This is a genomic window from Plantibacter flavus, assembly GCF_051487245.1.
Lineage (GTDB): Bacteria > Actinomycetota > Actinomycetes > Actinomycetales > Microbacteriaceae > Plantibacter > Plantibacter flavus_B.
The window spans coordinates 79,707-92,480 of record NZ_JAHVDH010000003.1 but is presented as its reverse complement, the minus strand read 5'-3'; the positions used below and the strand labels follow the sequence as shown (position 1 = coordinate 92,480).

Sequence of the window (12,774 nt, the reverse complement as noted above, 5' to 3'; positions counted from 1 at the left end):
CATTATGCACATCCGCCCGCCTGTCGGCGGATCCGCTGGCCCCGCACCGGTGCGACCACATCGGGCGCGCGACGGTACCGTTGGAGGATGGACACCGCAAGCGTCACCCGCGTCATCGAAGAGACCAACTTCTCGGGCGTCGTGCTCGTCCGCCGCGGCGAGGAGACGCTCTTCGAAGCCGCGCGCGGCCTCGCCTCCCGTGAGCGCGGTGAGGCGATCACGATGGACACCCGCTTCGACACGGCGTCGATCACGAAGCTCTTCACCGCTGCCGCCGTGCTGCAGCAGGTCGATGCGGGACACATCGACCTCGACGAGTCGATCCACGAGTACGTCGACCTCCAGGGCACGACGATCGGCCGCGGCGTGCAGTTGCTGCATCTGCTCACGCACACCTCGGGCATCGCCGACGACGCCGACGAGACGGCGGGGGAGAGCTACGAGGAGCTGTGGGCTGCGCGACCGGCGTCGTCCATCGAGCAGACCGCCGACCTCCTGCCCCTGTTCGCCCAGAAACCGCCCCTCGCGGCCCCCGGTGAGGAGGCGAACTACGTCAACGCGGGCTATGTCCTCCTCGGCCTCGCGCTCGAAGGCGTCACCGGCCTGCCCTACCGTGAGCTCATCGAGAAGCAGGTGTTCGGCCTCCTCGGCATGACCGACTCCGGGTTCGCCGATCGCAGGACGGGCCAGGCCGGTCTCGCCGAGGGTGGCGACGTCGACGAGGACGGCGTGTGGCACTCCAACGTGGATGCGTTCCCGCCACTCGGTGGCCCTGACGCCGGCGCGCAGTCCACTGCCGCCGATCTGATCACCTTCCTCCGGGCGGCTCGTGATGCGAAGCTCCTCACCGCTGAGCTGACCGAGGAGTTCACCTCCCCGCAGGTCGATGTGGACGAGGAGATCGCGTACGGATTCGGATTCGAGTTCGACCTCGACGAGGACGCTCAGGTGCGCTCGATGTACCTCGACGGCGTGAACCCGGGCGTGAGCGGCATCGTCCGCACGTACTTCGGCCCCACGGCAGCCGACGCGATCGACGTCGTCGTGCTGTCGAACTCCGAGGACGGCGCCTGGGACGTCATCCGCGCCATCGACGCCCAGCTCTAGCCGCAGCTCCGTCCATGCCGTCACGGCCGGGCACGTGCCGCCCCGGCCCGGTTTGAGAGCGCGACCACGCCCCCAGTTCGGCCGGTTACCAAAAAGAGACACATCCCGACTTGACATCGGTGGGAGGTCTGGGGCTATCGTGTGACACACAATGTGAACGGTCACATTCGGAGTGACGAGGAAGTCAACGTGGGAACGAAGCGCAACGGAGCGAGCAGGCAGGCGACACGCCACCTCCCGTCCCGGTGCTCCGATCGGTCCGACCGCAACCTCCTCACGGCTCGGCATCCAGCCGACCGCTTCTCCTTGCACCCTCGTCGGTATCACGACGGGGCGTCCGCACCCGCACCCGCGAACGCCCTGTAACCGACGAGCGGCCCGATGAGCTGGACACATCGACGCCGCAGACCTGCGCACGACAACGACGTCCAAGCAAACCCTTGAGGGAAGGAACCACAGTGAAGAAGAGAATGCTCCTCGCCGCACTGGCCGCAGGCACGATGGTCGTGTCGCTCGCCGGCTGCTCCGGCGGCGCAAGCGGCGGATCATCCGGCGGCGAAGGCGACGGCAAGCTCGTCGGCGTCGCGATGCCCACGAAGAGCTCCGAGCGGTGGATCCAGGACGGCAACGCCGTCAAGGAGCAGCTCGAGAAGGAGGGCTTCAAGGTCGACCTGCAGTACGCAGAGGATGACATCCCCACCCAGGTCTCGCAGATCGAGAACATGATCACCAAGGGCGCCTCCGTCCTGATCATCGCCTCGATCGACGGCACCACGCTCACGAGCGTGCTGCAGGAGGCCAAGGACGGCGACATCCCCGTCATCGCCTACGACCGCCTGATCCGCGACAGCGAGAACGTCGACTACTACGCGTCGTTCGACAACTACAAGGTCGGCGTGCAGCAGGCCAACTCGGTCCTCAACGGCCTCGGCCTCGTCGACCTCGAGGGCAAGCCCACCGAGGGCGCACCCGCCGGTCCGTTCAACATCGAGATGTTCGCCGGTTCGCCGGACGACAACAACGCCACGTTCTTCTGGGACGGCGCGCAGGACACCCTGAAGCCCTTCATCGACGCGGGTACGCTCGTCGTCGGCAGCGGCCAGACGTCCTTCGAGCAGGCTGCGACGCTCCGTTGGGACGGTGAGACCGCGCAGAAGCGCATGGAGAACATCCTCACGTCGACCTACTCCGACGGTTCCAAGGTGAACGCGGTCCTGTCGCCCTACGACGGCATCTCGCGAGGCATCATCTCGGCACTGACCGACGCCGGCTACTCGGTGGGCGACGGCTGGCCGATCATCTCCGGCCAGGACGCCGAGCTCGACTCGGTCAAGGCCATCGAGTCCGGTGAGCAGTACGCGACCATCTTCAAGGACACCCGTCAGCTTGCTGCCGAGGCCGTCAAGATGGCTGTCGCGGTGCTCAACGGCGAGAAGCCCGAGGTGAACAACACCGAGGACTACGACAACGGCAAGAAGGTCGTCCCGTCCTTCCTCCTCGAGTCGCAGATCGTCGTGAAGGACAACATCCAGGAGGTCCTGGTCGACTCCGGCTACTGGACCGAAGACGAGATCAAGGGCTAGTCAGTAGGACACAGACACCTCGACAGGCTCAGTGATCGGACGTCGTTCCGGTCCCTGGGCCTGTCGAGGGGCCCAGCTTCACCTCGCACGTCGACAGGCTCAGTGACCGGAACCCGAATCCGGTCCGTGAGTCTGTCGAACCGCGAGAGCCCGCACCATCGCACCTCGACCACCAGTAAGGAGACACGGTGTCAGGCGAGACCACGAGCATCCTCGAGATGCGCAACATCATCAAGACCTTCCCCGGCGTCAAAGCCCTCTCGAACGTCACGCTCGACGTCAAGCGCGGCACCGTGCACGCCATCTGCGGCGAGAACGGCGCGGGCAAGTCGACGCTCATGAAGGTGTTGTCCGGCGTCTACCCGCACGGCACCTATGAGGGCGACATCGTGTTCGAGGACGAGGTGGTGGAGTTCAAGGACATCCGCGACTCCGAGTCCAAGGGCATCGTCATCATCCACCAGGAGCTGGCCCTCAGCCCCTACCTCTCCATTGCAGAGAACATCTTCCTCAACAACGAGCTGAAGGGGCCGCTCGGCCTCATCGACTGGAACCGCACGAACCAGGAGGCCGCAGCGCTGCTGGCACGGGTCGGTCTGCGGGAGAACCCGACGACGAAGATCCTCGAGATCGGCGTCGGCAAGCAGCAGCTCGTCGAGATCGCGAAAGCCCTCTCGAAGCGTGTGAAGCTCCTCATCCTCGACGAGCCGACCGCAGCGCTCAACGACGAGGACTCCGACCACCTGCTCGACCTGATCCTGCACCTGAAGGAGCAGGGCATCACGTCGATCATCATCAGCCACAAGCTCAACGAGATCAAGAAGGTCGCCGACACCGTCACGGTCATCCGCGACGGCAAGACGATCGAGACGATCGTGAAGAACGACGTCACCGAAGAGCGCATCATCAAGGACATGGTCGGCCGCGACCTCGAGCACCGCTACCCGGATCACACGCCCGACATCGGCGAGGAGATCCTGCGCGTCGAGGACTGGACGGCCCACCACCCGCAGGACCCGACCCGCGTGATGGTCGACGCCGTCAACCTCAACGTCCGCGCCGGTGAGATCGTCGGCATCGCCGGCCTCATGGGCGCCGGACGCACCGAGTTCGCGATGAGCCTGTTCGGGCAGTCGTACGGCAGTCGGATCAGCGGGAAGGTCTTCAAGCGCGGCACCGAGATCCGCACCCGCACGGTCTCCGAAGCGATCGACAACGGCCTCGCCTACGCCACTGAGGACCGCAAGTACTACGGACTCAACCTCATCGAGGACATCAAACGGAACATCTCGATGGCGTCCCTGAAGAAGCTCGAACGCGGCGGACTCGTGAACGACAACGAGGAGTACAAGGTCGCCGAAGAGTACCGGCGGAGCATGAACATCAAGGCTCCGAGCGTGCTCGCGAAGACCGGGAAGCTGTCCGGCGGGAACCAGCAGAAGGTCGTGCTGTCGAAGTGGATCTACTCCGACCCCGACGTCCTCATCCTCGATGAGCCCACCCGCGGTATCGACGTCGGCGCGAAGTACGAGATCTACACGATCATCAACCGCCTCGCAGCGGAGGGGAAGGGCGTCATCGTCATCTCCTCCGAACTGCCGGAACTCATCGGCATCTGCGACCGCATCTACGCCCTCAGCGAGGGCCGCATCACCGGCGAACTGCCGATCGAGGAAGCGAACCCCGAAGCGCTCCTCAAACTCATGACCATGGAGAAGCCCCGCTAGGCGGGTGCGGACGGATAAAAGGAGAACCGCAATGTCCGACCTGGACACCAAACCCACCGTCCCGGCCGGGGACAGCGAGGCCGCCGGCGGCCTCGTCAACCCGACCGTGAACCGCTTCACCAGTTGGTTGACGCACGTCCTCTCCGACCTCGGCAAGAACGGCATCTTCATCGCCCTCCTGCTCGTGGTCGTGTTCTTCGCGATCATCACCGACGGCATCCTGCTGCGACCGCAGAACATCTCCAACCTGATCGTGCAGAACGGGTACATCCTCGTCCTCGCGATCGGCATGGTGATGGTCATCATCGCCGGCCACATCGACCTCTCGGTCGGTTCGGTCGCGGCCTTCGTCGGTGCGGTCTCCGGTGTCTTCGCCGTGCAGATGCAGATGCCCTGGTGGATCGCGATCATCCTGTCGCTCGCCATCGGCGCACTCGTCGGTGTCTGGCAGGGCTTCTGGATCGCCTACGTCGGCATCCCGGCGTTCATCGTCACCCTGGCGGGCATGCTCATCTTCCGAGGGCTCGCGCTCGTGGTGCTCGGCAACGCCAACATCGGTTCCTTCCCGGCGGAGTACCGCGCGCTCGGCAACGGCTTCCTGAACGACGTCTTCGGGGACTTCCCGATCGATCCGCTCACGCTCGGTATCGGCGTCATCGCCGTCGTCGGACTCGTCGTGCAGCAGGTCCGCACACGTCTCGGTCGCCAGAAGTACGGTCAGGAGACCGAGCCGTTCCCGTGGTTCGTCGCCAAGCTCGTCCTGATCGTCGCGGGCATCGGCTTCTTCGTGTACTCGCTCGCCGCGTACAAGGGCATCCCGGTCACGCTCATCGTGCTGGCCGTCCTCGTCCTCGTCTACGGCATCGTCATGAACCGCTCGGTCTTCGGCCGCCACATCTACGCGATCGGCGGCAACCGCCACGCCGCGGAGCTGTCCGGCATCAAGACCCGCAAGGTCGACTTCTTCCTGTTCGTCAACATGGGCTTCCTCGCGGCGCTCGCGGGCCTCATCTTCACGGCCCGCTTGAACCTCGCCGGTCCGAAGGCCGGTGACGGCTTCGAGCTCGAGGCGATCTCCGCAGCCTTCATCGGTGGAGCTGCGGTGCAGGGCGGTGTCGGTACCATCGGCGGCGCGATCATCGGTGGTCTCATCATCGGTGTGCTGAACAACGGCATGTCGATCATCGGCCTCGGCATCGAGTGGCAGCAGGCCGTGAAGGGTCTCGTGCTGCTGCTGGCGGTCGCGTTCGACGTCTACAACAAGCGCCGCAGCGGCGGACGCTGATCCACGGATCCGCAGTCGCGGCCACCACACCACCCACGCGATGACCGCGCACCACGGAGGCGAGCACCCCGGCGACCGAGCCGGGATGCTCGCCTCCGTGCGTGCAGCGGGTGATCCGCTCGCGCTGCAGGTGCTGCAGGGCGGTGAAACGCAGCTCGCGGTGCCCGGGGGAGTCGTCCACGCGGTGCTCGGAGCGCCGCCGCTGGCGCGACGCTTCCTGGCGCGGCTCGCAGGCACCGGCGGTGGGCACCCGGCCGAGGGCGTGCTGGTGGCGGGGAAGCCGGCTCGCCTGTCGTCGCGGGCTGCGTCGAACGCCGCCGGGATCGCGGTCGTCACCGGCGGGCAGGCGATCAGCTGGTCGCAGACCGTCGGCGAGAACGTGCTCCTCGGCAACGAGCGGAGCGCGGGGCTGCGAGGCGCCGTCGCCAGGCTGTTCGGCAGACGGCCGGAACCCGGCACGCACGTGAGCGACACCGAGCGCGCCTCCCGCGCGCTGGCACTCGTCGGACTGGGCCGTGCGCAGGCCGAACCGGTGTCGGGGCTGTCCTCGGTGGAGCGCCGACTCGTCGAACTCGCGCGGGCCGTCGCAGCCGAGTCGGCGGTCGTCCTGGTCGACGACATCGGTGCCGGTCTGACCGATGCCGACCGGGGGCGCTGGTGGAACGCCGTCGCCGCGGTCGCCGCTGCGGCACGACCGAGCGGCGCTCCGCCCGCCGTGCTGCTCGTCTCCGGGACGGTGACCGGGCTCGCGTCCGTCGCCGACCGGGCGACCGTGCTCGCGGGGTCCGCGACCGCGCCGCCGACGGCCACGTTCGAGCTGCGGTCGACCTCCGACGAACGGCTCGTGCTCGAGGCGCTCGCCGCGTCGTTCGGCGAGGTCCCCGACGAGTCGGCGGGCTCCGGAGTCGGAGTCGGAACCGGACCCGGACCCGGAACCGGAGCCGGAGCCGGAGCATCGGCGGCCACCGCGGGCCTCACCGTCGAACGCTGGACCGCGAGCCACCCCGCGGACGCCGACCGCACGGTCGTCGACGGACTGACCTTCGACTGCGCGCCCGGTGAGGTGCTCGGGCTCTTCGGACCGGCCGACTCCGGCGCCGGGGAAGTGCTGCTCAGCGTCTTCGGCCGCTCCTACGGGGCGCGCATCAGCGGTGCGGTCCTCATCGACGGAGCAGCCGTCGACGTCTCCACCACCGACCGTGCCCGCGCCGCCGGGGTGCTCTACACGACCGAGCATCCGATCCGCTTCGACCTCTCGTTCCTCGGGGGAGTGCCGTCGAGCGTGTCTCCGGAGTCGCTCACCCGCATGGTGTCGGTGGGCGTCGCAGACGCTCGGCGCGACTACCGCGCGACGACGGTGCCCAGCGGGCTCGTCGCCGCGCTGCCCGGTGCCCACCGCGGCCCGAGCGCCGCGCAGTTCACCGAGTCGCTGCACCTGCTCGTCGCCTCGCCGGCCCGGGTCGTCCTCCTCGCCGAGCCCTTCGGTGATCCACGTGCCGCGGATGCGGCAGAACGTCGCGAGCTCATCCGAGCGCTCGCCGCCACCGGTCGATCCGTCGTCGTCTCGAGCGAGGACCCGTCGGCGCTCGCCGCCGTGTGCGATCGCGTGCTCGCCGTCCGGGCGGGTCGGATCGTGGGAGAGGTCGATCCCCGCGAGACCGCTTCCCGTCGGCGATCCACGCCGTCGGACCTCCTCGCCGCGATGGGCGGACTCGCCTGATGTACGCGATGGCCAAGCGAATCTACAACGTTGTACACTGGACGGCGAACGCCCCCTGAACCACCCGGTCGACAGCCGATCCCCCAACCCACGTACCTCGATCCGCACCCCGGATCACCACCAGCAGCACCAGACGAAGGAGTCCCGCCGGTGAACACCGCCCCCACCCCAGCCGTCCCAGCAGACGGCGCCTCCACCGAGCAGTACACGATCGGCGTCGACTTCGGCACGCTCTCGGGGCGCGCCGTCGTCGTGCGGGTGTCCGACGGCGCCGAGCTCGGCTCGGCCGTCCTCGACTACCCTCACGCCGTCATGGACCGTACGCTCGCGTCCTCCGGTGCCGTCCTCCCACCCGACTGGGCGCTGCAGGTTCCGGCCGACTACGTCGCCGTGCTGCAGTCCGCGGTGCCGCGTGCGGTCGAGGCCGCGGGCATCGACCCCGCAGCCGTCATCGGCATCGGCACCGACTTCACCGCCTGCACGATGGTCCCGGTCATCGCGGACGGCACCCCCCTCAACGAACTCCCCGAGTACGCGGACCGTCCGCACGCCTACGTGAAACTGTGGAAGCACCACTCCGCGCAGCCACAGGCCGACCGCATCAACGCCCTCGCCGCCGAGCGCGGCGAGTCGTGGCTGCCGCGCTACGGCGGACTCATCTCCAGCGAGTGGGAGTTCGCGAAGGGCCTCCAGCTCCTCGAGGAGGACCCGGAGCTGTACGAGCGGATGGACCACTGGGTCGAAGCCGCCGACTGGATCATCTGGCAGCTGACCGGCAGCTACGTCCGGAACGCCTGCACCGCGGGGTACAAGGGCATCTACCAGGACGGCGCCTACCCGAGCCACGAGTTCCTCGCCGCCCTCAACCCAGCGTTCGAGCGCTTCGCCGACGACAAGGTCGAGCACGAGATCGGCGAGCTCGGCGCGGCCGCCGGCACGCTCTCCGCTGAGGCTGCCGGCTGGACGGGCCTCCGCGAGGGCATCGCCGTGGCAGTCGGCAACGTCGACGCGCACGTGGCCGCTCCGGCGGCCCAGGCGGTCTCGCCGGGCCAGATGGTCGCGATCATGGGCACGTCGACCTGCCACGTGATGAACGGCGATGTCCTGCGCGAGGTCCCCGGCATGTGCGGCGTCGTCGACGGCGGCATCATCGCGGGCCTCTACGGCTACGAGGCCGGTCAGTCCGGCGTCGGCGACATCTTCGCCTGGTACGTCGCCAACCAGGTGCCGGCGCGCTACACCGAGGAGGCGGCGGCCCGCGGGATCAGCATCCACGAGCACCTCACCTCCCTCATCCAGGACCAGCCGGTCGGCGCACACGGCCTTGTCGCGCTCGACTGGCACTCCGGCAACCGCTCGGTGCTCGTCGACCACGAACTCTCGGGAACGGTCCTCGGCCTGACGCTGACGACCCGCACCGAGGAGGTCTACCGTGCGCTGTTCGAGGCGACCGCGTACGGCACCCGGAAGATCGTCGAGACGTTCAACGCCTCAGGGGTGCCCGTCACCGAGTTCATCGTCGCCGGTGGTCTGCAGCGGAACCCGTTCCTCATGCAGACCTACTCCGACATCCTGCGTCTGCCGATCTCCATCACGGCGAGCGACCAGGGTCCGGCGCTCGGTTCCGCGATCCACGCCGCCGTCGCCGCGGGAGCATACGCGGACGTCCCCGCCGCGAGCGCCGCGATGGGCAAGGTGAACCGCGCCGTCTACACGCCGAACGAGGCGGCTGCGGACGCGTACGACCTGCTGTACGCGGAGTACGACACCCTCCACGACTACTTCGGTCGCGGAGCCAACGACGTCATGAAGCGACTGAAGCGCATCCGCCGGGCCGCCCTCGGTGCCGGAGTCGACGGCGCGCCCGCCGACACGGAGACGACCGCCCTCGAAGGAGTGACCGCGTGAACACCTACTCACCCGAGATCGAGGTCGCGATCGCGCGCGTCCGGGCCGACGTCGCGAGACTGCACGGTGAACTCGTCCGCTACGGCCTCGTCGTGTGGACGGGCGGCAACGTCTCGGGCCGTGTGCCCGGTGCCGACCTGTTCGTCATCAAGCCGTCGGGCGTCGACTACGACGACCTCGCCCCTGAGAACATGATCCTCTGCGACCTCGACGGCGAGGTCGTGCCGGGGACGCCGGGCTCCGAGCGCTCGCCCTCGAGCGACACCGCCGCACACGCCTACGTGTACCGGAACATGCCGGAGGTCGGCGGGGTCGTGCACACCCATTCCACCTATGCGGTGGCATGGGCGGCCCGTCATGAGCCGATCCCGTGCGTCATCACGGCGATGGCCGATGAGTTCGGCGGGGAGATCCCCGTCGGGCCGTTCGCGATCATCGGCGACGACTCGATCGGCCGTGGCGTCGTGGAGACCCTCTCCGGTCATCGGTCGCGGGCCGTCCTCATGCGGAACCATGGGCCGTTCACGATCGGCAAGGATGCCCGCGACGCCGTCAAGGCTGCCGTCATGGTGGAGGACGTCGCGCGTACGGTGCACATCTCGCGCCAGCTCGGCGAGCCGAAGCCGATCCCGGCCGAGGCGATCGACTCGTTGTTCGACCGCTACCAGAACGTCTACGGCCAGGCTCCCCAGGGCGCCCTCTAGCGCCGGCCCCCACTCACCACTCTCGATCCGTTCCTCCAGAAAGCAGGACTCAGGCGATGCCGAAGCCCACCACCACCCTCGACCACTACACCGTCTGGTTCCTCACCGGCAGTCAGAACCTCTACGGCGAGGAGACGCTGCGTCAGGTCGCCGAGCAGTCGCAGGCGATCGCCGCCGAGCTCGGCGCAGCGGCCGACGTCCCCGTCCGGATCGAGTGGAAGCCCGTCCTCAAGGACTCGGAGTCGATCCGTCGGGCGATGCTCGATGCGAACGCCGACGACAGCGTCATCGGTCTCGTCACCTGGATGCACACCTTCAGCCCCGCGAAGATGTGGATCTCTGGGCTCGACGCCCTCCAGAAGCCGCTGCTGCACCTGCACACGCAGGCGAACGTGGAGCTGCCGTGGTCGGAGATCGACTTCGACTTCATGAACCTCAACCAGGCCGCGCACGGCGACCGCGAGTTCGGGTACATCCAGACGCGGCTCGGTGTCGCACGCAAGACGGTCGTCGGGCACGTGTCCGACCCGCGTGTGCAGCGTGAGGTCGGCACCTGGCAGCGCGCGGCCGCCGGTTGGGCGGCGACGCACGAGCTGAAACTCGCACGTTTCGGCGACAACATGCGATACGTCGCGGTCACCGAGGGCGACAAGACCGAGGCCGAGCTGCGGTTCGGTGTGCAGGTCAACACCTGGAGCGTGAACGAGCTGGCCGAGGCGGTGCACGCCTCGAGCGACGCCGACATCGACGCGCTGGTCGCCGAGTACGAGGAGCTGTACGACGTCGTCCCCGAGCTGCGGAAGGGCGGCGAGCGGCACGAGTCGCTGCGTTACGGTGCCGCGATCGAGCTCGGGCTCCGCTCCTTCCTCGAGGCCGGTGACTTCGCCGCGTTCACGACGAGCTTCGAGGACCTCGGCGAGCTGCGTCAGCTGCCGGGTCTCGCGGTCCAGCGCCTCATGGCCGACGGCTACGGCTTCGGTGCCGAGGGCGACTGGAAGACCGCGGTGCTCGTGCGTGCCGCCTCCGTGATGGGTGCGGGTCTGCCAGGCGGGGCCTCGCTCATGGAGGACTACACGTATCACATGGAGCCAGGCAACGAGCTCATCCTCGGCGCCCACATGCTCGAGGTCAGCCCGTCGCTGTCGTCGGCTCGCGCCACGCTCGAGGTGCACCCGCTCGGGATCGGCGGCAAGGAGGACCCGGTGCGCCTCGTCTTCACCGCCGACTCCGGCCCGGCCGTCGTGGTGGCGATGAGTGACATGCGTGACCGCTTCCGCCTCACCGCGAACGTCGTCGAGGTCGTGCAGCCGATCGAGGCCCTGCCGAAGCTGCCCGTCGGCCGTGCGGTCTGGAAGCCGGCACCGGACTTCGCGACGTCGGCCGCCGCCTGGCTCACCGCCGGTGCCGCTCACCACACGGTCATGTCGACCGCCATCGGTGTGGAGGTCTTCGCCGACTTCGCCGAGATCGCGAAGACGGAGCTCCTCGTCATCGACGAGAGCACGACGACCCGTGACTTCGCGCGCGAAGTGCGCTGGAACAACGCCTACTACCGCCTGGCCCAGGGCTTCTAGGAGCGCTTCGGGCACGTGCCCGTTCTCGGGGCACGCCGCAGAGGGCGTGCCCCGAGACGTTCGCAGTGCCCGGCCGGGGTGAGGAGTGGCGGGAATCGGAGGATGTGCGGCAGGGGATTGACGGACGTCGGGCGTCGGCAGGCGGCAGAATGAGAGCATGACCGAACTCCGCGCCGTCCTCGATGCCACCGTCAGTTTCGTCAACGGCGGCGGCCTCGCCGTCGAGGACTTCCGGCTCGACCTCCCTCCCGCGGTCGCGCAGGCGAAGGGGAAGGCGCAGCAGCACGAGGTCGGACGGCTCCTCGTCCAGCACCTCGGGCTCGCGATGGTGGGCGAGATCCGCATCACGAAGCTCGAGATCGTGCGCGAGCAGCACAAGGGGAGCCGGGGCATCCTCGCCGCGGCGGCCGCCGCCGGTCTTGAGCTGCCCGAGCCGTCAGCCGACGCACCGGCACCCCGCATCCGGCCGGAAGGCCGACTCGTCGAGCTCAGCCACCCGATCCGCGCCGGCCTCCGCACGTATCCGGGATTGCCGGAGCCGGTGATCCGTCCGTTCCTCACCCGCGAGGACTCGCGCGCGAAGTACGCGGAAGGCACCGAGTTCGCGATGGACGTCATCGAGATGATCGGGAACACGGGCACCTATCTGGACAGCCCCTTCCACCGATACGCCGGCGGCGGCGACCTCGCCAGTCTCACGCTGGAGCAGCTCGTCGACCTCCCGGCCGAGGTGTTCCACCTCCAGGACTCGACCTCGCGCGGTATCGGCGCCAACACGCTCCTCGATCGTGACCTCCGCGGCACGGCCGTCCTGCTGCACACCGGCTGGGACCGTCACTTCGCGAGCCCCGCGTACACGAAGGATGCACCGTTCCTCGCGGAGGACGGCGTCCGCTACCTCGTCGAACAGGGCGTCGTCCTCGTCGGCATCGATTCCATCAACATCGATGACACCGAGCCGGAGTCGGGCGGCGCGCGTCCGGCCCACTCGCTGCTGCTGGAAGCAGGCATCCAGGTCGTCGAACACCTCACCGGGCTCGAGCAGCTGCCGGCGAGTGGTGCGACGTTCACGGCGACCCCGCCGCTCGTCGAGGACTTCGCGACCTTCCCCGTGCGCGCCTTCGCCAGGCTGCCGGAGCAGCTCGGGTTGGTCGTCCGGCCCTGAT

The 12,774-nt window shown here is 68.4% G+C and carries 9 protein-coding genes; all 9 read left to right on the top strand.

Features of this window, described 5'->3' with window-relative positions; translation table 11 throughout:
• The first annotated feature begins 87 nt into the window (after positions 1-87).
• The 9 genes from KXS11_RS07505 to KXS11_RS07465 all read left to right on the top strand — a co-directional run bounded on the left by KXS11_RS07505 (position 88) and on the right by KXS11_RS07465 (position 12,773).
• Complete coding sequence (locus tag KXS11_RS07505; protein WP_437384938.1) at positions 88-1,107, top strand: serine hydrolase domain-containing protein; 1,020 nt, start codon at positions 88-90, stop codon at positions 1,105-1,107.
• A gap of 458 nt (positions 1,108-1,565) precedes the next feature.
• Positions 1,566-2,690, top strand: a complete 1,125-nt coding sequence (gene chvE, locus KXS11_RS07500; protein WP_437384937.1) for a multiple monosaccharide ABC transporter substrate-binding protein — start codon at positions 1,566-1,568, stop codon at positions 2,688-2,690.
• Between the two features lie 218 nt (positions 2,691-2,908).
• Positions 2,909-4,417, top strand: a complete 1,509-nt coding sequence (mmsA, locus tag KXS11_RS07495; protein WP_437385488.1) for a multiple monosaccharide ABC transporter ATP-binding protein — start codon at positions 2,909-2,911, stop codon at positions 4,415-4,417.
• Between the two features lie 106 nt (positions 4,418-4,523).
• Positions 4,524-5,702: a multiple monosaccharide ABC transporter permease gene (gene mmsB / locus KXS11_RS07490; RefSeq protein WP_437385487.1), complete on the top strand. Its 1,179-nt coding sequence runs from the start codon at positions 4,524-4,526 to the stop codon at positions 5,700-5,702.
• A gap of 40 nt (positions 5,703-5,742) precedes the next feature.
• On the top strand, positions 5,743-7,422 hold the full coding sequence (locus tag KXS11_RS07485; protein WP_437384936.1) for a hypothetical protein: 1,680 nt from the start codon (positions 5,743-5,745) through the stop codon (positions 7,420-7,422).
• 150 nt (positions 7,423-7,572) lie between these two features.
• A complete protein-coding gene (gene araB / locus KXS11_RS07480; protein ID WP_437384935.1) occupies positions 7,573-9,330 on the top strand; it encodes a ribulokinase in 1,758 nt (585 codons plus the stop codon).
• Positions 9,327-10,034 carry an L-ribulose-5-phosphate 4-epimerase gene (locus KXS11_RS07475; RefSeq protein WP_437384934.1) on the top strand — a complete coding sequence of 236 codons (708 nt, stop codon included), beginning with the start codon at positions 9,327-9,329 and terminating at the stop codon, positions 10,032-10,034. The genes araB and KXS11_RS07475 overlap by 4 nt, the downstream gene beginning before the upstream one ends.
• A 56-nt stretch (positions 10,035-10,090) precedes the next feature.
• On the top strand, positions 10,091-11,608 hold the full coding sequence (gene araA / locus KXS11_RS07470) for an L-arabinose isomerase (protein WP_437384933.1): 1,518 nt from the start codon (positions 10,091-10,093) through the stop codon (positions 11,606-11,608).
• A 157-nt stretch (positions 11,609-11,765) separates the two neighbouring features.
• On the top strand, positions 11,766-12,773 hold the full coding sequence (locus KXS11_RS07465) for a cyclase family protein (RefSeq protein WP_437384932.1): 1,008 nt from the start codon (positions 11,766-11,768) through the stop codon (positions 12,771-12,773).
• Position 12,774 lies beyond the last annotated feature (1 nt).